The sequence below is a fragment of the Nocardioides sp. GCM10023255 genome, from assembly GCF_042653125.1.
Classification (GTDB): Bacteria; Actinomycetota; Actinomycetes; order Propionibacteriales; family Nocardioidaceae; genus Nocardioides.
This window is the reverse complement of the sequence record NZ_JBHSHU010000003.1, coordinates 1-25728: the sequence shown is the minus strand read 5'-3', so window position 1 is coordinate 25728 and position 25728 is coordinate 1. Positions and strand designations below refer to the sequence as shown.

Genomic DNA, 25728 nt, shown 5'->3' with positions numbered 1-25728 from the left:
TGACCCGAGGGCCGTTGGTCCCCGCCCGGACGGCGAACGCCCCTGACGTGGGCAGGCGTGTCCCCTCAGGATCGGGGGCAGGACCGTCGGAGAGGGGCAGGCCATGACGAGCACTCCGTCGCCGGTGGTCGTGGGGGTCGACGGCTCTCCGTCCAGCATCCAGGCGGTCCGGTACGCCGTGGCCGAGGCGGCGCGTCTCGAGGTGGGCGTCCGGCTGGTCCACGTCTCGCCCGACTACACGCCGACCACGCCGATGCTGCCCCTGATCCGCGACGACTTCGAGCAGGTCGGCAGGAAGATCCTGGGCGAGGCCCTGGGTGTGGTGGCCGAGGTCGATCCGGGGTGCGAGGTGTCGTCGGTGCTGCGGACCGGCCCCACGGTGACCACCCTGCTCGACGCGGCTGAGGGAGCCCACCTCGTCGCTCTCGGTCGCCAGCACCGCTCCCGGGCGGAGGCGGTGTTCACCGGCTCGACCACGGTCGGCGCGGCCGGGCGGGCGGACTGCCCGGTGGTCTGCGTGCCGCCCACCTGGTCCGACGAGTCCACGCGGGGCCGCGTCGTCGTCGGCGTACGCTCGCCGGCCCACTCGACCGAGCTGCTGGGCCAGGCCTTCGCCGCCGCCCGGCTCAGGGGCGCCCGGCTGGTCGTCCTGCACGCCTGGAAGCTGCCGGGCGCGTACGACGACATCGTCGAGGCGCGCACCCACGCCGACGACCGTGCCCTCGAGATGGAGAGGGAGATCGACCCGCTGCTGGAGACGTTCCGGCAGGGCCACCCGGACGTGGAGGTGGAGCTCTCCGTCGTCCACGAGCAGCCGGTGCGGGCGCTGCTGCGCGCGGCGGCAGGGGCCGAACTGCTGGTGGTCGTCCGGCGGGCGCACGGCCTGCCGCTCACCTCGCACCTCGGCGGCACCGGGCGCACCCTGCTGCGAGAGGCGGAGTGCCCGGTCGAGGTGGTCCCGCCGCAGGAGGTGCTCGCCGAGATGGAGGGACTCGTGCTCGAGGAGGCGGGGGACGTCCGCAAGTGACCCCCTAGGGTTTCCCCGTGAGACGCAGCGTCCGCCCACCCACCCCGCACCCCTCCGGAGCACGTCCGCCCGCGGTGCCGAAGGGCCTGGTGCCCCGGCACGTCGCCGTCGTGATGGACGGCAACGGCCGCTGGGCCAAGGAGCGGGGGCTGCCCCGCACCGCCGGCCACGAGCGCGGCGAGCACTCGCTCTTCGACGTGGTCGAGGGCGCCATCGAGATCGGGGTCAAGGCGGTCTCCGCCTACGCGTTCTCCACCGAGAACTGGTCCCGCTCGCCCGACGAGGTGAAGTTCCTGATGGGCTTCAACCGCGACGTCATCCGCCGGCGCCGCGACGAGATGCACGAGCTCGGGGTCCGGGTCCGGTGGGCCGGGCGGGCGCCGCGGCTGTGGAAGTCGGTGATCCGCGAGCTGCAGGTGGCCGAGGAGCTGACCCGCGACAACGACGTGCTCACGCTGACGATGTGCGTCAACTACGGCGGCCGCGCCGAGCTGGCCGACACCGCCCGCTCGATCGCCCGCGAGGTGGCGGCCGGCCGGCTGGACCCGGAGAAGGTCGACGAGAAGGTCTTCGCCCGGCACCTCTACGTCCCCGAGCAGAGCGACGCCGACCTGATCTGGCGGACCTCGGGGGAGCAGCGGCTCTCGAACTTCATGCTCTGGCAGGCGGCGTACTCCGAGCTCGTCTTCACCGACGTGCTGTGGCCCGACGTCGACCGTCGGCACCTGTGGGCCGCGATCGAGACCTATGCCCGACGCGACCGCAGGTACGGCGGCGCCGAGCCGAGCTGACCTGCGGCGAGGGCTCCGGAGGGACACGCGCGTTCGTGTCGCACGTCACACCGGTTTCTGGGATCCTGACTGCCGACAGCAGCGCAGGGGGATGACGGATGTCGCAGTCGGGTGCACGGGGCCATGCCACGAAGGTGGCACGCCGCCTGATCTTCGCCGACGAGCCGGACCCCCGGGCGCTGCAGGGCGTCTTCGCGCTCCTCTTCCTCCTCGGTCGGCTGCTGCGCGACCTCGGGGGAGACGGACTCGTCGCCCGCTCGTGGCCCGCGCTGGGCATCGCGGTGGCGGTGGTCGCGTGCGTCGCCGCGGTGGTCGTGCCCTGGAGCCGGCTCCCGGTCTGGGCGGTGGCCGTCCTGCCCGTCCTCGACCTTGCTGCGCTCGGGCTCTCGCGCCTGGACCCGCAGACCTCTGGTCCGGGCATCCTCGCCGTGGTGCCGGCGCTGTGGCTCGGGCGACAGCTCGGCCGGACGGGCGCCTGGATCGCCATGGGCGCCGCGCTGGCGCTGATCGCGGTCCCCGGCCTGCTCTACTTCGGGACCAGCGGGCTCGACGTCTCGCGCGTCCTGCTGATCGTCGTGGTGGTCGGCTGGTCGGCCCTCGCGATCGCCTCCGGCATCGACCGGGTCCGCGCCGGCCAGGGGACCATCGAGCACCAGCGTCGTGTCTCCGACGCGATCCTCGACACCGTCGACGTCGGCCTGGTCCTGCTCGATGCGGACGGTCGCTACGAGTCGATGAACCGGCACCACCGCGCGATGATGGCGATCGCCTTCCCCGACGGCCACGAGGGCGTCGCAGGCCAGCTCGGTGACGTGTACGCCGCGGACGGTGCCACGCTGCTGACGCGCGAGGACATGCCGACCTTCCGCGCCAGCCACGGCGAGGAGTTCGACGACCACCGGATCTGGATCGGGTGTGACCCGCTGACCCGGCGCGCGCTCTCGGTGTCCGCCAGGACCGTGCGCGACGGGCGGGGCCGGGTCGCGGGCGCGGCGCTGGCCTACAAGGACGTCACCGCCCTGATGAGCGCGCTGCGGGTCAAGGACGAGTTCGTGGCCTCGGTGTCCCACGAGCTGCGCACCCCGCTGACCTCGATCGCGGGCTACGTGAGCATCCTGCTCGAGCGTCAGGACCTGCCGCCCGAGGTCCTGGCCCAGCTCGAGATCGTCGACCGCAACACCGAGCGCCTGCGCCGGCTGGTCGCCGACCTGCTGCACACCGCACAGGTGGACGAAGGGCCGATGCACGTGGTCCGGACCCGCTGCGACGTCTGCGAGATCGTGCGCGAGGCGGTCCGTGCTGCCGGCCCCGCGGCCCAGGCGGCCGGCGTCGAGCTGGACCTCGAGGTGCCCGGGCAGCTGCACGCACGCGTCGACCCGCAGCGCTTCGCCCAGGTGGTGGACAACCTGGTCTCCAACGCGGTGAAGTACACCCCGGCCGGCGGACGGGCGCACGTCGGCCTGGGCGTCGACGGCGACCGCCTCGAGCTGGTCGTGGCCGACACCGGGATCGGCATCACCGCGGCCGACCGGGCGCGCCTCTTCACCCGCTTCTTCCGTGCCCGGCACGCCGAGGAGCAGTCCATCCAGGGCGTCGGTCTCGGGCTGAGCATCACCCGCTCGATCGTGGAGGGCCACGGCGGCCGGATCGAGGTCGACAGCGAGGTCGGCCGGGGCAGCGTCTTCCGGGTCCGGATCCCGCTCGACGTCGAGCAGGAGTCCGTCCGGGTCTGACCGGACGCGTCAGCGGCAGTCCGGGCAGCTGCCGAAGATCTCGAGGGTGTGGCTGACGTCGGCGTACCCGTGCTCGGCCGCGATCGCGCCGGTCCACCGCTCCACGGCCGGCCCCTCCACCTCGACGGTGGCCCCGCAGTGCCGGCACACCAGGTGGTGGTGGTGCGTGTCGGAGCAGCGGCGGTAGACCGCCTCGCCGTCCTCCGAGCGCAGCATGTCGACCTCGCCGGCGTCGGCGAGCTTCTGCAGGGTGCGGTAGACCGTGGCCAGGCCGACCTGCTCGCCACGGCGCCCCAGCAGGTCGTGGATCTCCTGGGCCGAGCGGAAGTCGGCGAAGGAGGCGAGGGCCTCCGCGACGGCGCGCCGCTGGCGGGTGGGCCGCAGCGGGCCGGGCTCAGTGCTCGTCATAGTGGGTCCCGTGGGGTGCGTGCCGGTGCCCGTCGTGCACGTAGTCGACGTGGTCGCCGTGGGGTACGGCGACGTGGCCGCACGTCGGCCCGTGCTCGTGGGGATGGTCGTCGGTGACCTCGTGCCCGTCGGGCCCGACGGCCGGGAACGGCGCGCGCAGCCGCTGGCGGGAGCGCAGGAAGACCCCGAGCGGCCAGGTCACCAGGAAGCCGGCCAGGGCGAGCAGCACGATGGTGGGGCCGGGGGCGACCCGGGCGTGGAACGACGCGAACGCCGAGATCACCAGCCCGCCGAGGGAGGCGGCCGTGCCGATCGCCATCGCCGCGGCGAGGGTGGTGCGGAAGGACCGGGTCACCTGCTGGGCGGTCGCGACCGGGACGACCATGAGCGCCGAGACCAGGAGCAGCCCCACCGTCCGCATGGCCACGGTGACGCTGACCGCCGCCAGCACCGCGACGAGCACGTTGTAGACCCGGACGTTCAGGCCGGCGACCCGCGCGAAGTCGGGGTCCTGGGCGACTGCGAACAGCTGGGGCGACAACCCCACGCAGACCACGACCACCACGGCCGCCAGCGCGATGGTCACCCACACGTCGGTGCGGGAGATGGTGGTGATCGAGCCGAACAGGTACTCCTGCAGCCGCGAGGCGCTCTGCCCTCCGATGCCGGTCAGCAGCACGCCACCGGCCAGGCCGCCGTAGAAGAGCAGGGCCAGGGCGACGTCGCCGTTGGCGTGCCCGCGTTCGCGGATCACCTCGATGAGCACGGCGCCCAGCACCGCCACGACCACTGCGGTCCAGGTGGGGGAGGTCCCGGTCAGCAGCCCGAGGGCCACGCCGGAGACCGCGACGTGGCCGATGCCGTCGCCCATGAGCGAGAGCCGGCGCTGGACCAGGTAGGTCCCGACCGCCGGCGCCGCCAGTCCGGTGAAGACGGCGGCGAGGATCGCCCTCTGCATGAAGGCGAGCGTGAACAGCTCCATCAGGCCCATCCTTCGTTCGACGGTGACTCCCGGTCCAGGGGCGATCCCATCCGGGGCGTGTGGTCGTGGTGCGCGGGGTCGGGGTGGTGGACGTGCGTGCCCAGGTCGGGCTCGAGGCCGGTCCGGGGGACCGCGTGGTCGTCCAGCGGCAGGCCGTCGTAGACGACGCGTCCGTCGCGCATCACCACCGCCCGGTCGACCAGGGGGGCCATCGGCCCGAGCTCGTGGGCGACCAGCACGACGGTCGCCCCCCGCTGCTTGAGGTGGGCGAGGGCGTCGGCGAGCGCCTGCTGGTTGGCCAGGTCCACGCCCGCGGTCGGCTCGTCGAGGAAGAACAGGTCGGGCTCGCCGGCCAGCGCCCGGGCGATGAGCACGCGCTGCTGCTGGCCGCCGGAGAGGTGCGAGACGCCGTCGCGGGCCCGGTCGCGGAGGCCGACGACCACCAGGGCGTGGTCGATCGCCTCGCGGTCGGCACGGGAGAGCCGGCGCAGCAGGCCGCGCCGCGTCAGCCGGCCCGAGGCCACGACCTCCCACACCGACGCGGGCACACCCGAGGCCGCGGAGGCGCGCTGCGGCACGTAGCCCACGCGCTGCCAGTCCCCGAAGTCGTGCAGGGGCGTGCCGAAGAGCTCGAGCGACCCGGCGGTGAGCGGGTTCAGGCCGGTCAGGGCCCGCACGAGCGTCGACTTGCCGGACCCGTTGGCGCCCATCAGCGCGACGAACTCGCCGGCGTCCACGTCCAGGTCGATGCCGCGCACGACCGGGCGGCCGCCGATGGACACCGCGCCGTCGCGCAGGCGGATGGGGGCGCCGGGCCCGGTGGGCTGGTGGTCGGTCATCGGCAGTCGTTCGCCTTCTCGAGGGCCGCGAGGTTGCGGCGCATGAGGGATTCGTAGTCCTCGTCGGCGGTCCGGTCGCTGAGCCCCTCGATGGGGTCGAGGACGGCGGACTCGATGCCGAGGTCGCCGGCGAGGGTGTCGGCGGTCTTCGCGCTCACCAGGGTCTCGGAGAACACCGTGGTGATGCCGTCGGAGCGGATCAGGTCCTGCAGCCGGCCGAGGTCGGCCGGGGTCGGCTCGGCGTCGGGGGAGAGACCGGTGATCGGCTCGATCTCGAGGCCGTACCTGCCGAGGTAGCCGAACGCGTCGTGCGTTGCCACGATCGTGTGCCGCGCGCAGTCCGCCAGGCCCGCGGTGTAGTCGCGGTCCAGGGCCGTCAGGTCCCGGCGCAGGGCCCGGGCGTTCGCGGCGTACGTCGTCGCGTGGTCGGGGTCGGCGTCGGCCAGGTCCCGCGCCAGGGCGTCGCCGACGTCGGCCAGCCGCAGCGGGTCCTGCCAGAAGTGCGGGTCGAGGTCGTCGGGCTGGTCGGCGAACGGCTGCAGGTCGGCCACGTCCGCGGCGTCCAGGGTGGTGCCCTCGGCGTTTTGCTCGACGCTGTCGTCGACCGCGGGCTGGAAGCCGTGCTCGTAGACCACGACGTCCGCCTCGGCGATCGAGACGGTCTCCTTGATCGTGAGCTCGAGGTCGTGCGGCTCCGCGCCGGGCTGGGTCAGGTTGGTCACCTCGACCAGGTCGCCCCCGATCCGCTGGGCCGCCCACGCGAGCGGGTAGAAGCCGGCCGCGACCTTCACCCTGCCCGAGTCGTCGTCCAGCGACCCGCACGCCGTCGTGGCGAGCAGGAGGCCGACCAGGCTCGGGACGAGGAGCAATCGCATGAGAATGATTCTCAGACTGTTTGAGAATCATTGTCAAATGCGTGTCCGCTAGATTGCCCGTCGTGCTGGTGGTGAGCAGGTTCCGCGTGCCCGAGGACGAGGCGTCGGAGTTCCGGGCCGGGCTCGACCGGGCGCACGCCGCGCTGGCCGAGCGGGCCGGGTACGTCGCCGGGACGGTCGGCCGCAACCTCGACGACCCGACGCTGTGGGTGCTCACGACCACCTGGGAGAACGTCGGCTCCTACCGTCGCGCCCTGTCGTCGTACGACGTGAAGCTGAACGCCGTCGCGCTCCTGAGCCGGGCGATCGACGAGCCCAGCGCCTTCGAGGTCGTCGAGCCCGGCACCGTCCTCAATATCGGGTCGCCCCGGTCGTTAGGCTGATCCCTCCGACCCCGAACCAGACCGGCAGCCAGCCGGCCGTCTTGAGGAGCACACTGCTGTGGCCAAGCCGCCCGCCTCGACCCTCGACCACGTCGTCTCCCTCTGCAAGCGCCGGGGATTCGTCTACCCGTGCGGCGAGATCTACGGCGGCACCCGGTCGGCGTGGGACTACGGCCCGCTCGGCGTCGAGCTGAAGGAGAACATCAAGCGTCAGTGGTGGCGCTCGATGGTCACCGCCCGTGAGGACGTCGTCGGCCTCGACTCCAGCGTCATCCTGCCGACGAAGACGTGGGAGGCCAGCGGCCACCTGCGCACCTTCAACGACCCGCTGACCGAGTGCCAGTCCTGCCACAAGCGGTTCCGCGAGGACCACCTGCAGGAGGACTACGCGTCCAAGAAGGGCATCGACGACCCGGACTCGGTCGACATCAACGAGTCGGTCGCCTGCCCCAACTGCGGCACCCGTGGCGCGTGGACCCCGCCGCGTGAGTTCAACATGATGCTCAAGACCTACCTCGGCGTGATCGAGGACGAGTCCGGGCTGCACTACCTGCGCCCCGAGACCGCGCAGGGCATCTTCCTCAACTTCGCCAACGTGGTGACCTCGAGCCGCAAGAAGCCGCCGTTCGGCATCGCGCAGATGGGCAAGAGCTTCCGCAACGAGATCACGCCGGGCAACTTCATCTTCCGCACCCGCGAGTTCGAGCAGATGGAGATGGAGTACTTCGTCAAGCCCGGCGAGGACGAGGAGCTGCACCAGTACTGGATCGACGAGCGGACCCGCTGGTACACCGACCTGGGCATCGACCCCGACAACCTGCGGCACTTCGAGCACCCGAAGGAGAAGCTCAGCCACTACGCGAAGCGGACCGTCGACATCGAGTACCGCTTCGGCTTCTCCGGCCGTGACTTCGAGGAGCTCGAGGGCATCGCCAACCGGACCGACTTCGACCTGACCCAGCACAGCAACTTCTCGGGCCAGGACCTGTCCTACTTCGACCAGGCGAACAACGAGCGCTACATGCCGTACGTCATCGAACCGGCGGCCGGCCTGACCCGCTCGCTGATGGCGTTCCTCATCGACGCCTACACCGAGGACGAGGCCCCCAACACCAAGGGCGGCGTCGACAAGCGCGTCCTGCTCAAGCTCGACCCGCGCCTGGCCCCGGTCAAGGTCGCGGTCCTGCCACTGTCGCGCAACGCCGACCTGTCGCCGAAGGCGAAGGACCTCGCCGCCGAGCTGCGCCGCAGCTGGAACGTCGAGTTCGACGACTCCGGCGCGATCGGCCGTCGCTACCGCCGCCAGGACGAGATCGGCACGCCGTACTGCGTGACCGTCGACTTCGACACGCTGGAGGACCACGCGGTCACCGTGCGCGAGCGCGACACCATGAAGCAGGAGCGGATCGGTCTCGACTCGATCACGTCCTACTTCGCCGAGCGTTTCGTCGGATGCTGACGGGGGCCACGTTGCAGACTCCTCCCATGCGCAAGCGCCTCGCCTCCTCCGCCCTGCTGGTCTCCGCACTCGTGGCGGCCACGACCCTCACGGGCTGCTCGGACGACGACGCCCCGGCGGACACCGCGTCCGGCTCGACCCCGGTCTCCGGCTCCGCGTCGAGCCCGACACCCACCGAGGAGAAGCCCTACCTGCCGGTCCCGGACGGGGTCGAGCTCACCGCCCAGGGCAGCGAGCTGGCGGTGGGTGACGACGCCGTGGTCGCCTACGAGCCGCGGCAGGGCACCGTGGGCGTGCTCGACGTCCGGGTGACCGGCCTGGAGAAGACCAGCTTCGCCCGGTCCTTCGACGGCTGGCAGCTGGACAAGGCGACCCGGAAGACCAACCCGTACTTCGTGCGGGCCACGGTCGAGAACGTCGGCAGGACCGACCTCGGAGGACGGGCGGTGCCGCTCTACATCGTCGACGGTCGCAACACCCTGATCGAGGCCTCGACGTTCGCCAGCAGCTTCAAGCCCTGCCCGAGCACGCCGTTCCCGAAGAAGTTCGGGCACGGCGACAAGGTCAAGACCTGCCTGGTCTACCTCTCGCCCCGGCACGGTGACCTCACCGCGGTGAGCTTCCGCCCCACCCAGGAGTTCGATCCGATCACCTGGACCGGCGAGCTGACCGGGCCCGGGGCCGAGCAGCCGAAGAAGGGCGACCAGGGCGAGAAGGACAAGAAGGACAAGAAGAAGGACGAGAAGCAGCAGGGCTGACCGCGGTTTTCGGCTTCCGGGGCGGGCTTGGGACAATGGGTCCCATGTCCGCCCCGTCCGTCTCCCCGAGTGCCGGTCTCCGTCTGGGGCCGCTGCACGTCGACGTGCCCGTGGTGCTGGCCCCGATGGCGGGGATCACGAACGCGGCGTACCGCCGGCTCTGCGCCGAGCAGGGCGCGGGCCTGTACGTCTGCGAGATGATCACGTCCCGCGGCCTGGTCGAGGGCGACCAGCACACCCGCGACATGCTGGTCTTCGACGAGCTCGAGACCGTCCGGTCGGTGCAGCTCTACGGCACCGACCCGGTCTACGTCGGCAAGGCCGCCGAGATCCTCTGCGCGGAGTACGGCGTCGCGCACATCGACCTCAACTTCGGCTGCCCGGTCCCCAAGGTCACCCGCAAGGGCGGCGGGGGAGCGCTCCCGTGGAAGCGGGGGCTGCTGGCCGAGATCCTGGAGGCGGCCGTCGCCGCGGCCTCGCCGTACGACGTCCCGGTGACCATGAAGACCCGCAAGGGCATCGACGACGACCACCTGACCTACCTCGACGCCGGCCGGATCGCCCAGGAGGCCGGCGCAGCCGCCATCGCGCTGCACGGCCGGACGGTCTCGCAGGCCTACTCCGGTGAGGCCGACTGGGAGGCGATCGCCGCCCTGGTCGACCACGTCGACATCCCGGTGCTGGGCAACGGTGACATCTGGGAGGCCGCCGACGCACTGCGGATGGTGGAGCAGACCGGAGTCGCCGGCGTCGTGGTCGGCCGCGGCTGCCTCGGCCGCCCCTGGCTGTTCCGCGACCTCGCCGCAGCCTTCGCCGGCGAGCAGGTGGCCACGCTGCCGACGCTGGGCGAGGTCACGGTGATGATGCGGCGCCACGCCGAGCTGCTCTGCCAGCACATGGGCGAGGAGCGCGGCTGCAAGGAGTTCCGCAAGCACGTGTCGTGGTACCTCAAGGGCTTCGCCGCCGGTGGCGAGATGCGCCGCTCGCTCGGCCTGGTCGACAGCCTCGCGGCGCTGGACTCCCTGCTCGCCGAGCTGGACCCCTCCGAGCCGTTCCCGGTGGCCGAGCTGGGCACCCCGCGGGGACGGCAGGGGTCCCCGCGGGAGCGGGTCGTGCTGCCCGAGGGATGGCTCGACGACACCGACGGCACCGGCTGCCGGCTGCAGGAGGACGCGCGGGAGACCACCGGCGGGTGACCGGGAACACGCGCCCCAAATAGGGGGTGGATTTGCGACGGCGCGGTCCATCTGTGCTTTAGTCGTGGGTCGTTGCCGTTTCGTTACCACCGATTCGCGGCGACGTTCTCGGACCGACCCCCCGTCAGCAACAGCAAAGGATCAGCGCTGTGGCCATCCGCCACAAGCGGGACACCGATGCCCGCCGCAAGCCCCGAGCCGCGCTCATCGCCGGCCCTCTCGCCCTCCTTGCGACCGCATCTGCCGTCACCATCGGCGTGCTCTCGCAGGACCCCGCGACCACCGACGTCATCGCCGCCTCGGACGCGACGACGAGCGCCGACATCACGACCGACCGGGCCGCCATCGTGTCCCGGTCCGAGTCCCGGCTCGCGTCGGTCCGAGGCGAGCGCTACATCCTGCACCTGCAGGACGCCTACGACCGGCGCCTGACCGAGCGCGCGATCGAGAAGGCCCACGTCCACCTGTGGACCACGGCGCCGCTCAACCTGTGGACCAGCCCGGACAAGGACGCCGAGAAGGTCGGGCTGGTCAAGGAGGGCAAGAAGGTCCTCGTCACCGGGCGCCGGACCGCCGATCGCACCGAGCTCGTCGTCGGCGGCAAGGCGCGGTGGGTCACCGCCGGCTACCTCGCCGAGGACAAGCCGGTGGCCGACCCGGCGACCGACACGACGACCGACACGACGGCGAGGACCAGCACGGCCGGGCTGTCGACGGCCCCCTGCCCCGACGGCAGCGTGGAGAGCGGACTGACCTCCGACGCGGTGATGGTCTACCGCGCCGTGTGCAACGCCTTCCCGCAGATCACGACGTACGGCGGCTGGGACGCCCACGGCGAGCACGCCTCGGGCCGCGCCATCGACATCATGACCAGCGACAAGGCCCTGGGCGACCAGATCGCCGCCTTCCTGCAGGCGCACGCCTCCGAGCTCAACCTCTACGACGTCATCTGGTGGGACCAGATCTGGACGCCGGAGCGCGCGTCGGAGGGCTGGCGGGACTACGGCGACCACGGGTCGGCGACCGCCAACCACATGGACCACGTCCACGTGTCGACCAACGGGTGAGCGTCGGAGGGCTTGAGTAGGGTCCTCCCGATGGACTCACTGGACCTGTACGACGCCGCCGCGCGCGAGCGCCTCGTCGACGAGCCGCCCAAGCGGGTGGACGCGCCGGAGCGCACGCCGTTCGAGCGCGACCGCGCCCGCGTGGTCCACGCCGCGGCCTCGCGCCGGCTGGCCGCCAAGACCCAGGTGGTCGGTCCGCAGAGCGACGACTTCGTGCGCAACCGGCTGACCCACAGCCTCGAGGTGGCCCAGGTCGCCCGGGACATCTCCCGGGCGCTGGGCACCCACCCCGACATCGCCGAGACGGCGGCGCTGGCCCACGACCTGGGCCACCCGCCGTTCGGCCACAACGGGGAGCGGGTGCTGGCCGAGCTCAGCGAGAGCTGCGGCGGCTTCGAGGGCAACGCCCAGACGCTGCGGCTGCTGACCCGGCTCGAGGCCAAGACGATCGACGCCGACGGCCGCTCCGTGGGGCTCAACCTCACCCGGGCCACGCTGGACGCCTGCACCAAGTACCCCTGGCCCCGGGCGCACGCCGAGGAGCCCGCCGGCGTCCACGCCGACGGGTCGCCGCGCACGATCCGGAAGTTCGGCGTCTACGACGACGACAAGCCGGTCTTCGAGTGGCTGCGCTCGGGGGTCGAGGGGACCCGCCGGTGCCTCGAGGCGCAGGTGATGGACCTCGCCGACGACGTCGCCTACTCCGTCCACGACATCGAGGACGGCGTGGTCGCGGGCCGGATCGAGCTGACGGCCCTCGACACCGCTGCCGTCTGGGACACGGTCCGGGACTGGTACCTCCCCGACGCCTCGGACGAGGCGCTCGACGCCGCCCTCGCGGGGATGCGGGAGCAGGGGAGCTGGCCGACGGCGCCGTACGACTCCTCGCGGCGCAGCCTTGCCGCGCTGAAGAACCTCACCAGCGACCTGATCGGCCGGTTCTGCGGGGCCGCCCAGCACGCGACCTTCGCGGCCGGCGAGGGCCCGTTCGCGCGGTACGCCGCCGACCTGGTCGTGCCCGAGCAGGCGCGTCTCGAGATGGCGGTGCTCAAGGGCGTCGCGGCGCACTACGTCATGCAGGCCGACGACCGGGTCGCGGCGATGGTGCGCCAGCGCGAGCTGATCGCCGAGCTGGTGGCGCTGCTGGCGCACCGTGGGCCCGACGCCCTGGAGCGGCCGTTCGCCGACGACTGGGCCGCCGCTGCCGACGACAACGCCCGGCTGCGGGTCGTGATCGACCAGGTCGCCTCGCTGACCGACGCCAGCGCCGTGGCCCGGCACGAGCAGCTGCGCCATGCCCACCGGGGTGCTCGCTAGCCTCGAGCCCGTGACCTCACCCCTCGTCTGGCTGCCGTTCGACCCCGACCTGCTCGGCGACCCGCCGGGCGGACTGCGCTACGAGGTGGTCGACCCGACCGAGCACGTGCCCGACAGCGTGGCCGAGGTCGAGTTCTACGTGCCGCCGTACCAGGTGGGGCCCCGCGTCGCCGAGGTGCTGCCCCGGATGACGAGCCTCCGGGTCGTCCAGACCATGACCGCCGGCGTCGACAACCTGAGGGCGAACGTCCCCGACGGCGTGACCCTCTGCAACGGCCGCGGCATCCACGACACGTCGACCGCCGAGCTCGCGCTCACCCTGACCCTGGCCTCGCTGCGGGGAGTCCCGGACTTCGTCCGCGCCCAGGACCGCGGCGCCTGGGCGCCCGGGTGGCGCCCGGCGCTGGCCGACCGGCGGGTGCTCATCGTGGGGTACGGCGCCGTCGGCGAGGCGATCGAGGCGCGGCTGCTGCCGTTCGAGGTCGAGGTGGTGCGGGTGGCGCGCTCGGCCCGCGAGGGGGTGCACCCGATCACCGACCTGCCCGACCTGCTGCCCGACGCCGACGTGGTCGTCCTGATCGTCCCGCTGACCGAGGAGACCCGGGGCCTCGTCGACGCCGACTTCCTGGCCCGGATGAAGGACGACGCGCTGCTCGTCAACGTCGCCCGGGGCGCCGTCGTGCAGACCGACGCGCTGGTCGCCGCGCTCGAGTCGGGCCGGATCCACGCCGCGATCGACGTGGTCGACCCGGAGCCGCTCCCCGAGGACCACCCGCTGTGGCGCGCACCCAACCTGCTGGTCTCCCCGCACGTCGGTGGCGCCAGCAGCGCGATGTGGCCGCGCGCCCACCGGCTGGTCCGCGACCAGCTGCGCCGGTTCGCCGCGGGGGAGCCGCTGGCCAACGTGATGTCGGGGGAGTACTGACCTTGTGGAGCGCTGCCCCGGGCCTCGACCGGCGCCCGTAGACTCCGCACGTGGCCGGCCGGATTCGTGAGGAGAGCATCGCCGAGGTGCGCGAGAAGGCGCGCATCGACGAGGTGGTCTCGCAGTACGTCAGCCTGCGCAACGCCGGCGGCGGCTCGCAGAAGGGCCTGTGCCCCTTCCACGACGAGAAGTCCCCCTCCTTCCACGTCACCCCCTCGCGCGGCTTCTACCACTGCTTCGGCTGCCAGAAGGGCGGCGATGTCATCAACTTCCTGATGGACATCGACGCGCTGAGCTTCGCCGAGGCGGTCGAGCGGCTCGCGGACAAGTTCGGCGTGCAGCTCAAGCGCGAGGAGGGCGACGTCCGCGAGGACCGCCCCAAGGGCCCCTCGCGCAGTCGGCTGCTCGAGGCGCACCGCGAGGCGCAGGAGTTCTACGCCGACCAGCTGGCCACCCCCGACGCCCTGGCCGCCCGCCAGTTCCTCGCCGAGCGTGGCTTCGACCAGGCGGCGGCCGAGCAGTTCGGCATCGGCTTCTCGCCCCGGGAGGGCGAGGCGCTCTTCAAGCACCTGCGGGCCAAGGCGTTCAGCCAGGAGGAGCTGGTCACCGGCGGCCTGGTGGCGCTGGGGCGCTCGGCGTACGACCGCTTCCGCGGCCGCCTGATGTGGCCGATCCGTGACGCGACGGGGGACACCATCGGTTTCGGGGCGCGCCGGATCTTCGACGACGACCGGATCGAGGCGAAGTACCTCAACACCTCCGAGACGCCGATCTACAAGAAGAGCCAGGTGCTCTACGGCATCGACCTGGCCCGGCGCGAGATCGCGCGGACCTCGCAGGCAGTGATCGTCGAGGGCTACACGGACGTGATGGCCTGCCACCTCTCCGGTGTCGGCACCGCCGTCGCCACCTGCGGCACCGCGTTCGGCGACGAGCACTCGCGGGTGCTGCGGCGCTTCCTCAACGACCACGAGGAGTTCCGGGGCGAGGTGATCTTCACCTTCGACGGTGACGCGGCGGGGCAGAAGGCCGCGCTGCGCGCGTTCTCCGGCGACCAGAACTTCGTGTCCCAGACCTACGTCGCGGTGGAGCCGTCCGGGATGGACCCCTGCGACCTGCGCATCAAGAGCGGTGACGCGGCGGTGCGCGAGCTGGTGGCCCGGCGGGTGCCGCTGTACCGCTTCGTGCTCTCGAACGTGGTCGGCAAGTACGACCTCGACCGGGCCGACAGCCGGGTGGACGCGCTGCGCGAGGCTGCCCGCCTCGTCTCGAGCATCCGCGACAAGTCCAAGGTGGACGCGTTCTCGCGGGAGCTGGCCGGCATGATCGGCGTCGACATCGACGAGGCCCGCGCCGAGGTGCGCCGGGCTGCCGCGCGTGGTCCCGTGCAGGGTGGCCGCCACGACCAGCGTTCCGACCGTCGGGGCGCCCCCGCCGAGCAGGCCCCGGCCGCGCCCCGCACTCCCGTGCCCGACCTGCGCGACCCCCGCTTCTCGCTGGAGCGGGAGACGCTGAAGCTCGTCATCCAGCACCCGATGACCATCGGCCGGACCACCGGTGACGTGGGCCCCAACGACTTCACGCACCCGACGTACCGCGCCGTGTGGGGGCTGGTGGCGGCCGCCGGCGGTCCCGGCGCCGGTGCCGGCGACCCCGCCTGGGCGAACCGGCTCCGCGACGCGGCCACCGACCCCGAGGTCTCCTCGGTGATCAGCGCGCTCGCGGTCGAGCCGCTGCCGACGGCCAAGGAGCCGGACGCCTCCTACGTCGCCCTGCACGTCTTCCGGCTGCTCGAGCTGACGACCATGCGCCGGATCGCCGAGCTCAAGTCCCGGCTGCAACGCACCAACCCGGTGGAGCACCCCGCGGAGTACAACAAGATGTTCGGCGAGCTGGCCGCCCTCGAGCAGCACCGCCGCAACCTGCGCGAGCGCACCGTGGGTGCCCAGTGAGGCTGGCGCCGTGAGGCTGAGGCGTTCCCGTCCGCCCGTCGCGGTCCCGTCGGGCGAGCGCGTCCTCGCCTGGGCCGAGGGCGCCGAGGGCGTCGTCGCCGGCACCCGCGACGCGCTGTACGTCGGCGACCGCCGCCTGGCCTGGGAGCTGGTGGAGGCCGCCGACTGGGACCGGGAGACGTCGGTGCTGCGGGTCAGCGAGGTCGGCACCTGGGGCGAGCAGCGGCGCGAGCACCGGTTCACCCTCGAGGAGCCCGGGCTGCTCCTCGAGCTGGTCCGCGAGCGGGTCACCGCGAGCGTCGTGCTGCAGCGGCACGTCCCCGTGCAGGGGCGCCGGGGGCTGCGCGTGATCGCCCGCCGGGCGCCGCGCGGGGACCAGCCGTTGCTGTGGCTCTACGAGTACGACGCCGGTGTCGACCCGGCCGATCCCGAGGTCCGCCGGCTCGCCGCGGAGGCCCTCGAGGCGGCCCGGGCGGACGTCGGACTGCCCTGACCCGCCGGGACCGAGCCCGATTTTCACCTGCGCCGGGGACCTTGCTAATGTGTGCGCGCTGCACCGATCCCCTGTAGCTCAACTGGCAGAGCATTCGGCTGTTAACCGGAGGGTTGTTGGTTCGAGTCCAACCGGGGGAGCCAGCAAGGAACGGGCCCGTCTCACTGCGAGGCGGGCCCGTTCTGCATCTCCGACGGATGGTCCGGCACGTTTCGGCCGGCTTCCGTCCGGTCGAACCGCGTCCGCGGTCGATCCGACGCATCGGGTGCACCGGATCAACCACGGTCGACGGAGATTGCGGCCGACCGGGCGGGCAGGTCAGGCGGCGCTGCCCACCAGCTCCCGATTCGCGGTCGCGTCGTCGCCGAGCACGTCCGCACCGCGCGGGGCGTTGTAGGCGTCGAGGTCGAGGATGCCCTCCCGCTTGGCCACGATCGTCGGGACCAGCGCCTGGCCGGCGACGTTGGTGGCGGTGCGCATCATGTCCAGGATCGGGTCGATCGCCAGCAGCAGCGCCACGCCCTCGACGGGGAGACCGAGCGTGGACAGGGTGAGCGTCAGCATCACCACGGCGCCGGTGAGGCCGGCGGTGGCCGCCGAGCCGATCACGGAGACGAACGCGATCAGCAGGTAGTCCTGCACGCCCAGCGGGATGCCGAAGACCTGGGCGACGGTGATCGCCGCGAGCGCCGGGTAGATCGCCGCGCAGCCGTCCATCTTGGTGGTCGCGCCGAACGGCACCGCGAACGAGGCGTACTCCATCGGGACGCCCAGGTTGCGGGTCGCCACCCGCTGGGTGAGCGGCATGGTGCCGACCGAGGAGCGGGAGACGAACGCGAGCTGGATCGCCGGCCAGGCGCCGGAGAAGTACTTCGCGGGGGAGAGGCCGTGCAGGCGGGCCAGCACCGGGTAGACCACGAACAGCACCAGCGCGCAGCCGACGTACACGTCGACGGTGAAGGTGGCGAGCGGGGCCACGAGGTCCCAGCCGTACGTCGCCACGGCGTTGCCGATCAGGCCGAGGGTGCCGAGCGGGGCCAGCTTGATGATCCACCACAGCACCTGCTGGATGACCGCGAGCGCGGAGCGCATGAAGCCGAGGAACGGCTCCGCGGCGTCACCGGCCTTGAGCGACGCCGCGCCGATCGCCAGCGCGACCACCACGATCTGCAGGACGCTGAAGCTGAGCGCGCCGTCGGCCACGGAGAGGCCCAGGAAGTTCGCGGGCACCAGGCCGGTGAGGAAGTCGAGCCACGAGCCGGTGCTGCCGTCGTACGACGCCCCCTCGGCCGCGACGTCGGCCGCCTGGCCGGGGTTGGTCAGCAGGCCGAGCCCGAGGCCGATCGCGACCGCGATCAGCGAGGTGATCATGAACCAGACCAGCGTCTGGGTGGCCAGCCGGGCGGCGTTGGCGACCTGACGGAGGTTGGCGATGCTGACGACGACCGCGGTGAACACCAGCGGCGGCACCGCGGCCTTGAGCAGACCGACGAACACGCTGCCGACGGTCTCGAGGGTGGTGGTCAGCCAGGTGACGTCGTAGCTGCGGGCCACCAGGCCCAGGAGCACGCCGACCACGAGGCCGCCGACGATCTGGACCCAGAACGGGGTCCGACGAAGCGCTGAGAACACGAGCAGTTGCCTTTCGACGGGTGGACTCGTGTCACAACAAGGCCCCGCGACGAGGGGTTCCGAGATCGGCCGTGAGGTCCCTCACTCGCCGTCGTGCCTACTCGCCCCAGCCCATCGGGAACACCTCGACGGTCGCGGCGAACGCGACACCGAGGCGCTGCCCGGACTGCCGGCCGAACCCCTCGAGGAACTCCCGTGGGTCGAAGTCCTCCCAGCCCAGCCCGTCGATGTAGGCGCGGTGCGCCTCGAGCGACGCGACGCCGGCATCGAAGGTGTCGCTGGTGTCGACCGCGTGCGTCGCGTTCGGTGAGCCGAACGCCCACACGGCCCGCACCCCGCCCCACGGCTCGAGCCCGTCGGTGAGCTGCTCGTTGAACACCCAGCGGTTCCCGGCGTCGCGGACCGCGTCGACCACGGCACGCCCGGTCGCGATGTGGTCGGCCTGGTTGAGGTTGCGCCCGCCCCAGGTCTCGCGGAAGTTGCCGGTGATGACGATGTCGGGACGGTGTCGGCGGACGACGTGGGCGATCGCGCGGCGCAGCGGCACGCCGTACTCCAGCACGCCGTCGGGGAGGCCCAGGAACTCCACGACGGGTACGCCGACGACGCGCGCCGACTCCACCTGCTCGGCCTCGCGCACCCGGCGGCACTCGTCGGGCGCCATGCCGTCGATGCCGGCCTCGCCGCTGGTGACCATGCAGTAGACGACCTCCTTGCCCTGACCGGTCCAGCGGGCCACGGCGGCGGCCGCCCCGAACTCCATGTCGTCGGGGTGCGCGACCACGCACAGGGCGCGCTCCCAGTCTTCGGGCAGTGGCTCGAGCCGGTCCACGTGGGGCATGTCGGTCATGACCAGAGCATGCACCGAAAGTGGTTTGCCGCACAGCACCTCAGGCGGTTGGGTTGCCCCGTGCCCCGCTTCGCCCGCCTCGAGCGACTGCCGTCGACCAGCGCGCGCTGGCGCAGCGCGGAGTTCCGTGACGAGCTGACCGCGTGGGTGTCCTCGGCGGTCGGGGCGGCGGCCTCGCTGGAGCCGGTGAAGATCCGCCCGTGGGCCACGGTCTGGCGGGCAGCCGGCCCGGCGGGGGTCCACTACGCCAAGCAGAACTGTCCGGCCCAGGCCTACGAGGCCGCGCTGCTCGCGGAGCTGGCCGTCCTCGCGCCCCACCACGTCGTCCCGGTCACCGCCGTGGACCTCGATCGGGGACTGCTGCTCACTCCCGACCAGGGCCCCGTCCTGGGCCACGGCTCCGGGGACATCGACACCTGGTGCCGGGTGGTGCAGGCCGGGGCCGCGCTGCAGCGCGAGGTGGCGGCGTACGCCGACCTTCTGGCCGCCGTGGGCCTGACCACCCTCGAGCCGCTGGAGGCCGTCGCCTACGTCGAGCAGCTGCTCCAGCAGTTCGACGTGCTGGCGCCCGGCGACCTGCGCGCGATGCGCCATCAGGACCGGGTGGCGGTCGTCGGGCTGCTGCCCGAGGTGGCACGCTGGGCCGGGCAGGTCGCCGCGCTCGGGCTGCCCACGACGCTGGTCCACAACGACCTGCACGGGAACAACGTGGTCGAGGTCGGCGAGGAGCTGCGCTTCTTCGACTTCGGCGACGCCATGCTGATGGAGCCGCTCGCAGCGCTGCAGATCCCGCTGGACCTGCTGGCCTTCCGGCTCGACGCGGGGCCGGACGACCCGCGCCTGTGGCGGGTCGCCGACGCGGCGATCGAGGTCTGGAGCGACCTGGCCGATGCCGCGGACCTGCGCGCCGCCCTGCCCGCCGCGCTCCAGCTGGGCCGGCTCGGCCGCACCGAGACCTGGGTGCGCTGCACGGCCCCGATGGACGAGGCCGAGCTGGAGGAGTGGGGCGGAGCCGCGGCGGCGTCGCTCGCCTCGTTGCGCCGGCGCCCGCCGGTGGGCCACCTGCCCGGATGAGCCCCGGTTTGTGCCCCGCTGGCTAGCGTGGCGACATGAGCTACCGACTGAGCCGCTTCATGTCCACCGCCACCGCCGGGTACGGCGTCTTCGCGCTCGCCAGCCCCGGCCACCTGCCGGACGCGCTGCAGGCGGACAAGAGTGACCGGGCGGGTCTCGAGCTGCTGGCGCAGACCTACGGCGTGCGCGACCTGGCGATCAGCGCGCTCGGCGTGTTCGGCCGGTCGGGGAAGACCGTGAAGGCGGCCATGTTGATGCGGATCGCCATGGACCTCGGTGACGCGGCGCTGCTGTCGGCGAAGACCGATGACGACGCCGTACGGCAGAAGGTCCTCGCGGTGACCCTGGGCTGGGCCGGCCTCAACACCTTGGCACTGCTGGTGGACTCGGCCCGCGCGAAGGACTGACCTACCGGTCGGTGGCCACGACCCGCCACCAGGCGTGCGGGTCCAGGGGGGCGAACCCCACGGAGCGGACCGGGTCGGCGAGCAGCTCGTCGCGTCCCAGCCCGTCGAGCACCCGGAAGTCGATCGAGCCGGGCGCGCTCACGAGGGCCAGAGCCCGCCACAGCGAGCGGGCGTAGCTGTCCGCGAGGCTCGCGCCGTCCCACTCGTAGACGCCGCGGTACACGCGGTGCTCGTCGTGGTCGAGCCACAGCTTGGACACCAGGCCCGGGAACCCGGCGAACAGGGGGGTGTGGACCACGCTCTCGTGCTCGAACGCCGCGTGCCCGAGACCGCGGACCCAGCGGAGCCGGAACGCCACGACGAGCACACACGGGTCCGCAGGCTCGGGCCGGTCGACACGGGTCTCGCGGTAGACGCGTGCGGAGGTGCCGTCGGCGAAGCGGATCCGGAGGCCCAGGTGGTCGGTCGGCTGCCAGATGCGTCGCCGGGCGAGCATCGCGCCGGACGTGAGCACGCTCCTGCCCACCGCAGGCCAGGCGACACCCGGTGGGAGTGGGCTCGGTGCCAGCGGAGGTGCGTTCCGGCGGTCGGCGGCGGTCCGCGGCGCGGTCCGGCGGACGCCCGAGGCGAGGCGGTTCATCCCCACGATCCCAGCGGCTGGTGGCAGCCGACGACAGGGCCGTTGGTCCCCAGGCGGGGTCAGGTCACGCGCTCGAGCAGGCGCATCGCGTCGTAGGGCGCGAATCCCTTGGCGTCGTTGTCGAAGTAGACGAACACGTCGCGCTGGCGCGCCCACGCCCGGCACCGTGTCGCCCAGCCGTCCAGGGCCTCGTCGGTGTAGCCGCTGGAGTAGAGCTCCCGGTCGCCGTGCAGCCGCACGTAGCGGAAGTCGGTGGTGTCCTCGTCGACCTTCGGCCACCGGCCGGCGGTGTCGGCGAGCACGCAGGCCACCCCGTGCTCGCGGAGCAGGGCCGTGGCCTGCGGGGTGCAGAACGACCGGCTGCGAAACTCCAGCGCGTGCCGGACCGGTCGCTCGTCGACGGCGCTGGTCAGCGCCCGGTCCTCGGGCACCTTGTCGTCGTGACGGGCGGCCAGCGCCGCGGCCTCGGCGGTGGTCCGGGGGAGGAGCGCGAAGAACTCCGCCAGCCGCTCGGCGTCGAACGCGAGGGTCTCCGGCAGCTGCCAGAGCACCGGTCCCAGCTTCGGGCCGAGCGCGAGCACGCCGGAGGCGAAGAAGTTGGCCAGGGCGGTCTCGGCGCCCCGCAGCTTGAGCAGGTGGGTGATGTAGCGACCGCCCTTGACGGCGAAGACGAAGTCGTCGGGCGTCTGGTCGCGCCACGCGGCGTACGACGTCGGGCGCTGCAGCGCGTAGAACGAGCCGTTGATCTCGATCGAGGTCAGCCGCTCGGCCGCGTACTCCAGCTCCCGGCGGTGTACCAGGCCGGGCGGGTAGAAGTCCCCGCGCCAGCCGGCGTAGGTCCAGCCGGAGATGCCGATCCGGATGCGTCCCATGGCGTCGACACTAGATCGGTGGTGCCGTCGGCCCACACCACCAGGCCGCGGCGACCGGGGCGGGTGCGCAGCCAGCGGGCGGCGTCACGGCCCAGGGCGTACGCCGCAGTCGCGTCGATGTCGGCCCACGTCAGCGAGTCGGCCACCACCGTCACCGAGGCGACCCCCGCGGGCGCCTCGCCGGTGCGCGCGTCGACCAGGTGCCGGCCGCGGTGGACGGTGCCCGACGTCGCGACCGCGCCGGTGAGCACCGGCACGACCGCGACCAGGCCGGTGGGGTCGTGCGGGTTCTCGATGCCGATCCGCCACGGGGCGGCGGTCGGGTCGAGGGTGCGGCAGACCAGGTCTCCGCCCGCGGAGAGGCAGAAGTCCGTGTCGACCAGGGCTCGCAGCGGGCGGGCCGCGCGGTCCACCGCCCACCCCTTGACCACCCCGCTGGGGTCGAGCCGGGTGCGGCCGTCGGGTCCCGGGAGGTGGATGCGGAAGGCTCCTCCCGACTCGCGCTCGGCCTGCGCGCCCAGGCCGAGCACCTCGACCACCTCGGGCGGGCAGTCGGCCAGGTCGATCTCGCCGCGGTCCAGCCGGGAGACGACCGAGTCGTCGCGGTAGGTGCTGAAGACCCGGTCCACGTCGTGCAGCGCTGCCATCACCTCCGCCCAGGCGCCGTAGCCGTGCGCGTCGTGGGCGTGGCGGCCGCGCAGCGCCAGGCTGATGGGCATGCCCATGACGTGGGCGACATGACGATGCACGGAGCTGCTCATCGGGTGCTCACAGCCCCGCCTGGTCCAGCGCGCTCTGCAGCGACTCCACGTAGCCCGTGCTGGTGATCGTGGCGCCGCTGATCATGTCGATGTTCGCGCTCTGGGCGTCGAGGGTGTCCTGCACCAGGATCGGCAGCGCGTAGGCGTTGATCTGCTGGTCCTGCGGGTTGCCGTTGGGGTACTGCAGGACCGAGACGTCGGTGATCGAGCCGTCCTTGACGGTCAGCTCGACCTGGACCGGCCCCCACGCGGTCTGGACGGTGTCCCCGGTGACCGTCCTCGTGGTGGTCGTCGAGCCGCTGCCGCCGCTCCCGCTCTGGCCGCCGTTGCCCTGGCTCTGACCTCCGCTGGTCCCGCCCGTGCTGCCGCCGGACCCGGATCCCGACCCGGATCCCGAACCTCCCTGGCCCGACGTGGTCGTCGAGCCGTCGGGCTGGGCCGAGGACGTGATCGCGGTGCCGGCGCTGGTGCCCAGCGCACCCGACGTGGACGTGTGGTACCCGAACAGCAGCACCACGACGCTGAGGGTGCTGAGCAGCCAGATGACGTTGCGCTTCATGGGGAGGTCACCACCGGAAGGTCTCGAGATGGAAGTGCTCGGGCGGGAGCCCGGCCGCCTCGCAGGTACGTCGTACGCTCTCGGCCCACTCCGAGGGGCCGCACACGTAGACGTCGCGCTCGGCGATGTCGGGAATCCACCAGGTCAGTGCCGTCAGGTCGTCGGCGGGGCCGATGCCGGACCCGAGCCAGGAGTCGTCGGCCCGGCGCGGACCGGGCAGGTAGAGCGTCTGCAACCCGCGCTCCCGTCCGAGCACCTCGAGCTCGCGCTCGAAGAGCGGGTGGTCGCGGAACCGCTGGACCAGCACGGCGTCACCGGGGGCGTAGTCCAGTCCCTCGGCCAGGGCGCGCAGCGGCGTGACCCCGACGCCGGCGCCGATCAGTGCGACCCGGTGCCGCTGACGGGCCCGGGGGCTGAGCCGGCCGTACGGACCCTCGACGAGCACCCGGGTGCCGGGACGCAGGTACGCCGCGTCCGCGCTGCCGTCGCCCGCCTCCTTGACGGTGATGCGCAGGCTGCGCCCGTCGGGAGCCGCGGACAGCGAGTAGGGGTTGGCGCGGGTCCAGCCGTGCCGCCCGAGGAAGCGCCAGGAGAGGAACTGCCCGGCCTCGACCGGGAGCCGGTGCAGGCCGCGTCCGGCGACGTACACCGAAACGACGTCCGGGGCCTCCCGGACGACCGACGTCACGTGCAGGCCGTGCCGGGCGCTGCGCCACAACGGCAGGCAGACGCGCCACACGAGGACCGCGGCCGCCGTCGCCGCCCAGGCGGTCCACCAGAAGACGGTCGCCCCGCGCGAGGTCAGGAACTGCTGCCCGGTCCAGAGCTGGTGGGGGAGCGCCAGGCCGACACCGAGGTAGGCGTAGAGATGCAGCAGGTGCCAGGACTCGTAGCGGATCCGCGCCCGGGCCGCGCGGATGCTCGTCACGACCACCAGCACCAGGCACAGGGTGCCGGCGGCCGCGAGCAGCATGCCGGGGTAGGTGGTGGTCAGGTTCCACAACGTGCCCGGGGTCGCGGCGAGGTCGCCGGCGGCGTACCCCCAGGTGATGAGGCCGACGTGCGCCAGCATCAGGTTGAACGACGTGAAGCCGACGAGCCGGTGCTGGCGGGCCAGCCGGTCCTGGCCGAACGCCCGCTCGAGCAGCGGCAGGCGCGCCATCAGCAGCACCTGCGCGAGGAGCAGGTCGGACGCGACCAGTCCCGTCAGCCGGCCGAGCGAGGTCAGCCCCGAGGCCCAGCCACCCAGGTCCTGGACACCGCCGGCCGCCGTCCACCAGTAGGTCACCAGCAGCAGGCTCAGCCACAGGGTCGCCCCGGCGCCGGTCCGCACGGCGGCGTCCACGCGCGCCCGCCGGAACCGGGGGTGCCGGACCGTGGGCACCCGCGTCGGCAGGCTGCCGGTGAGCGCCGTCATGACAGGTACGCCGTGTCGCTGCCCTCGACAGCTCCTTGGCCGGTGCTGCCCTGGTCGGTGTCGCCCTGGTCCGGTTGCTGCGGTGCGAGGCCCTCGCCGTCACCGTCGAGGTCGCCCGGCGGCTGACCGGGCGGCGCGTGGTCGCCGTCGGGGCCGAAGCCCCGGTCGAACTGGCCGGTGTGGTCACCGCTCCCGTCACCGTCACCGGCGGTGGCGTGGCCGACCGCGAAGCCGCCGAGCGTGAACACCGCCAGCGCGGCCGCCGCCCCCCCGGCGATGGCACCGCGGGTGCGCATCCAGGTGCTGCGCGAGCGGACGGGCGGAGGTGTGGGGGCGTCGTACGGCTCGGGGGTGACCGGGGGCGGGGGCGGGGGCGGCACGTTCGCACCGGTGGGCGGGGGAGTGGGCTCCCAGCGGGAACCGCTGCCGGGCCTCTGTTCGTCGTTCACGTGGGTCTCCTCGTCTCAGGTGACCTCATCGTGCGCCGCCGACCTGAGCCCGACAGGTGGCGAACCTGTGAGGTTCCTGTCAGCCCGGGCGGCCCCGTCCCAGGGCGATCCACTCCCGTCGGAACTCGGGATGGGTGGCGTAGGAGGCCGCCAGCGTCAGCAGGGTGTGGCACATCCGGTCGCCGTGCTCGCGGGAGGTGTGGCTGAGGACCTCGAGCCGTCGCGCGGCCGCGTTCTGCAGCGCGTGCTCCAGGACCCGGCGGAGCACCGGGCTCAGTTCGTCGCGCTCGAGCAGCTCCCGGGCGGTCTGGTCCTCGTCGTCGAGCCGCGACAGCAGGAACGCCCGCAGGGCCCGGGGGCCGTGTGCTTGGGCGAGTGCGGCGACCACGACATGCCTGTCCTTCGAACGGACCCGATCGTGGTTTGCCGGGAGCGTCAGCTCCCAAGAGTCGTCCCCGTCTTCCGATGGCGGATCTCCCCGGGGATGCTCTCGGAATCCGTCCACGGTACGTCGGGCCGGCGGCGCCCGTCATCACTCAAATCCGGTGGCGCCACGAGGCGCTCGTGCCTCGCCACGACGCAGGGGACAACCCCTGCGCTTTGAACAAACGTTTGTTCAAACCGGAGGGGAGTCCCCCGCACGGACCGGGCGCCCTCATGGGTCGCCACCCTGGAGAGCCTCCCGGCGTGCTCCGGGCTAGGCTCTCGCACTCGAGGGGCGGTAGCTCAGTCGGTCAGAGCAGAGGACTCATAATCCTTGGGTCGTGGGTTCGAGCCCCACCCGCCCTACCATGCAGGATGTGTTACTTCGCCTGACACACGACATTCGGACTTCGGCTGAGGCGCGACAGTGTTTCGGTTG

General features: G+C 72.7%; 27 protein-coding genes and 2 tRNA genes. 16 read left to right on the top strand and 13 right to left on the bottom strand.

Going from position 1 to position 25728, the window contains the following annotated elements; all coding sequences use genetic code 11:
- Positions 1 to 103: 103 nt before the first annotated feature.
- The 3 genes from ACFO9I_RS03855 to ACFO9I_RS03845 all read left to right on the top strand — a co-directional run bounded on the left by ACFO9I_RS03855 (position 104) and on the right by ACFO9I_RS03845 (position 3551).
- A complete protein-coding gene (locus tag ACFO9I_RS03855; protein ID WP_379177983.1) occupies positions 104 to 1027 on the top strand; it encodes a universal stress protein in 924 nt (307 codons plus the stop codon).
- A 17-nt stretch (positions 1028 to 1044) separates the two neighbouring features.
- On the top strand, positions 1045 to 1818 hold the full coding sequence (locus ACFO9I_RS03850; RefSeq protein ID WP_379177981.1) for an isoprenyl transferase: 774 nt from the start codon (positions 1045 to 1047) through the stop codon (positions 1816 to 1818).
- Positions 1819 to 1952: 134 nt separating this feature from the next.
- Complete coding sequence (locus ACFO9I_RS03845) at positions 1953 to 3551, top strand: sensor histidine kinase (protein WP_379177979.1); 1599 nt, start codon at positions 1953 to 1955, stop codon at positions 3549 to 3551.
- Between the two features lie 9 nt (positions 3552 to 3560).
- Here ACFO9I_RS03845 and ACFO9I_RS03840 read toward each other — a convergent pair whose 3' ends face one another.
- Genes ACFO9I_RS03840 through ACFO9I_RS03825 form a run of 4 tightly spaced genes read right to left on the bottom strand, consistent with a single transcriptional unit; the run spans position 3561 to position 6655 of the window.
- Entirely contained in the window at positions 3561 to 3959 is a 399-nt protein-coding gene (locus tag ACFO9I_RS03840; RefSeq protein WP_379177977.1) for a Fur family transcriptional regulator, read from the bottom strand.
- Positions 3946 to 4941: a metal ABC transporter permease gene (locus tag ACFO9I_RS03835; protein ID WP_379177975.1), complete on the bottom strand. Its 996-nt coding sequence runs from the start codon at positions 4939 to 4941 to the stop codon at positions 3946 to 3948. Before ACFO9I_RS03835 ends, ACFO9I_RS03840 begins: the two co-directional genes overlap by 14 nt.
- Positions 4941 to 5780, bottom strand: coding sequence for a metal ABC transporter ATP-binding protein (locus tag ACFO9I_RS03830; RefSeq protein ID WP_379177973.1), 840 nt, complete (start codon positions 5778 to 5780; stop codon positions 4941 to 4943). Before ACFO9I_RS03830 ends, ACFO9I_RS03835 begins: the two co-directional genes overlap by 1 nt.
- Positions 5777 to 6655, bottom strand: a complete 879-nt coding sequence (locus ACFO9I_RS03825) for a metal ABC transporter substrate-binding protein (RefSeq protein WP_379177971.1) — start codon at positions 6653 to 6655, stop codon at positions 5777 to 5779. Before ACFO9I_RS03825 ends, ACFO9I_RS03830 begins: the two co-directional genes overlap by 4 nt.
- 62 nt (positions 6656 to 6717) lie before the next feature.
- Here ACFO9I_RS03825 and ACFO9I_RS03820 point away from each other — a divergent pair, with 62 nt between their 5' ends.
- The 10 genes from ACFO9I_RS03820 to ACFO9I_RS03775 all read left to right on the top strand — a co-directional run bounded on the left by ACFO9I_RS03820 (position 6718) and on the right by ACFO9I_RS03775 (position 16348).
- A complete protein-coding gene (locus ACFO9I_RS03820) occupies positions 6718 to 7038 on the top strand; it encodes an antibiotic biosynthesis monooxygenase family protein (RefSeq protein WP_379177969.1) in 321 nt (106 codons plus the stop codon).
- A gap of 58 nt (positions 7039 to 7096) precedes the next feature.
- Positions 7097 to 8497 carry a glycine--tRNA ligase gene (locus tag ACFO9I_RS03815; RefSeq protein ID WP_379177967.1) on the top strand — a complete coding sequence of 467 codons (1401 nt, stop codon included), beginning with the start codon at positions 7097 to 7099 and terminating at the stop codon, positions 8495 to 8497.
- Between the two features lie 26 nt (positions 8498 to 8523).
- Positions 8524 to 9255: a hypothetical protein gene (locus tag ACFO9I_RS03810; RefSeq protein WP_379177965.1), complete on the top strand. Its 732-nt coding sequence runs from the start codon at positions 8524 to 8526 to the stop codon at positions 9253 to 9255.
- A gap of 44 nt (positions 9256 to 9299) precedes the next feature.
- Entirely contained in the window at positions 9300 to 10451 is a 1152-nt protein-coding gene (dusB, locus tag ACFO9I_RS03805) for a tRNA dihydrouridine synthase DusB (protein ID WP_379177963.1), read from the top strand.
- A 149-nt stretch (positions 10452 to 10600) separates the two neighbouring features.
- Complete coding sequence (locus tag ACFO9I_RS03800; protein ID WP_379177961.1) at positions 10601 to 11518, top strand: mucin-2 protein; 918 nt, start codon at positions 10601 to 10603, stop codon at positions 11516 to 11518.
- Between the two features lie 30 nt (positions 11519 to 11548).
- Positions 11549 to 12835 carry a deoxyguanosinetriphosphate triphosphohydrolase gene (locus ACFO9I_RS03795; protein ID WP_379177959.1) on the top strand — a complete coding sequence of 429 codons (1287 nt, stop codon included), beginning with the start codon at positions 11549 to 11551 and terminating at the stop codon, positions 12833 to 12835.
- A gap of 10 nt (positions 12836 to 12845) precedes the next feature.
- Positions 12846 to 13760, top strand: a complete 915-nt coding sequence (locus tag ACFO9I_RS03790) for a 2-hydroxyacid dehydrogenase (protein WP_379177957.1) — start codon at positions 12846 to 12848, stop codon at positions 13758 to 13760.
- Positions 13761 to 13810: 50 nt separating this feature from the next.
- Positions 13811 to 15712: a DNA primase gene (gene dnaG / locus ACFO9I_RS03785; protein ID WP_379177955.1), complete on the top strand. Its 1902-nt coding sequence runs from the start codon at positions 13811 to 13813 to the stop codon at positions 15710 to 15712.
- Positions 15713 to 15722: 10 nt separating this feature from the next.
- The gene (locus tag ACFO9I_RS03780; RefSeq protein ID WP_379177953.1) at positions 15723 to 16205 is read left to right on the top strand and encodes a hypothetical protein; all 483 of its coding nucleotides are present in this window, start codon (positions 15723 to 15725) and stop codon (positions 16203 to 16205) included.
- Positions 16206 to 16272: 67 nt separating this feature from the next.
- Positions 16273 to 16348: transfer RNA gene (locus ACFO9I_RS03775), tRNA-Asn, on the top strand.
- A gap of 175 nt (positions 16349 to 16523) precedes the next feature.
- Here the strand turns inward: ACFO9I_RS03775 and ACFO9I_RS03770 are convergent.
- Positions 16524 to 17837, bottom strand: a complete 1314-nt coding sequence (locus ACFO9I_RS03770) for a dicarboxylate/amino acid:cation symporter (RefSeq protein ID WP_379177951.1) — start codon at positions 17835 to 17837, stop codon at positions 16524 to 16526.
- Between the two features lie 97 nt (positions 17838 to 17934).
- A complete protein-coding gene (locus ACFO9I_RS03765; RefSeq protein WP_379177949.1) occupies positions 17935 to 18687 on the bottom strand; it encodes a PIG-L deacetylase family protein in 753 nt (250 codons plus the stop codon).
- Positions 18688 to 18747: 60 nt separating this feature from the next.
- Here ACFO9I_RS03765 and ACFO9I_RS03760 point away from each other — a divergent pair, with 60 nt between their 5' ends.
- Positions 18748 to 19761, top strand: a complete 1014-nt coding sequence (locus ACFO9I_RS03760) for a phosphotransferase (RefSeq protein WP_379177947.1) — start codon at positions 18748 to 18750, stop codon at positions 19759 to 19761.
- Positions 19762 to 19796: 35 nt separating this feature from the next.
- On the top strand, positions 19797 to 20168 hold the full coding sequence (locus tag ACFO9I_RS03755; RefSeq protein WP_379177945.1) for a hypothetical protein: 372 nt from the start codon (positions 19797 to 19799) through the stop codon (positions 20166 to 20168).
- A 1-nt stretch (position 20169) separates the two neighbouring features.
- Here ACFO9I_RS03755 and ACFO9I_RS03750 read toward each other — a convergent pair whose 3' ends face one another.
- From ACFO9I_RS03750 to ACFO9I_RS03720, 7 genes are all read right to left on the bottom strand, one after another.
- A complete protein-coding gene (locus ACFO9I_RS03750; RefSeq protein WP_379177943.1) occupies positions 20170 to 20694 on the bottom strand; it encodes a hypothetical protein in 525 nt (174 codons plus the stop codon).
- Positions 20695 to 20867: 173 nt separating this feature from the next.
- Positions 20868 to 21680: a DUF72 domain-containing protein gene (locus ACFO9I_RS03745; RefSeq protein WP_379177941.1), complete on the bottom strand. Its 813-nt coding sequence runs from the start codon at positions 21678 to 21680 to the stop codon at positions 20868 to 20870.
- Entirely contained in the window at positions 21566 to 22441 is an 876-nt protein-coding gene (locus ACFO9I_RS03740) for an FAD:protein FMN transferase (protein ID WP_379177939.1), read from the bottom strand. Before ACFO9I_RS03740 ends, ACFO9I_RS03745 begins: the two co-directional genes overlap by 115 nt.
- Before the next feature lie 7 nt (positions 22442 to 22448).
- A complete protein-coding gene (locus tag ACFO9I_RS03735; RefSeq protein WP_379177937.1) occupies positions 22449 to 23000 on the bottom strand; it encodes an FMN-binding protein in 552 nt (183 codons plus the stop codon).
- Positions 23001 to 23007: 7 nt separating this feature from the next.
- Complete coding sequence (locus tag ACFO9I_RS03730) at positions 23008 to 24417, bottom strand: ferric reductase-like transmembrane domain-containing protein (RefSeq protein WP_379177935.1); 1410 nt, start codon at positions 24415 to 24417, stop codon at positions 23008 to 23010.
- Entirely contained in the window at positions 24414 to 24866 is a 453-nt protein-coding gene (locus ACFO9I_RS03725; protein WP_379177933.1) for a hypothetical protein, read from the bottom strand. The genes ACFO9I_RS03730 and ACFO9I_RS03725 overlap by 4 nt, the downstream gene beginning before the upstream one ends.
- A 79-nt stretch (positions 24867 to 24945) precedes the next feature.
- Complete coding sequence (locus tag ACFO9I_RS03720; protein ID WP_379177931.1) at positions 24946 to 25254, bottom strand: hypothetical protein; 309 nt, start codon at positions 25252 to 25254, stop codon at positions 24946 to 24948.
- 327 nt (positions 25255 to 25581) lie between these two features.
- On the opposite strand from ACFO9I_RS03720, the gene ACFO9I_RS03715 reads away from it, so the two are divergent.
- Positions 25582 to 25658, top strand: a tRNA-Ile gene (locus ACFO9I_RS03715).
- The last annotated feature ends 70 nt before the right edge of the window (positions 25659 to 25728 follow it).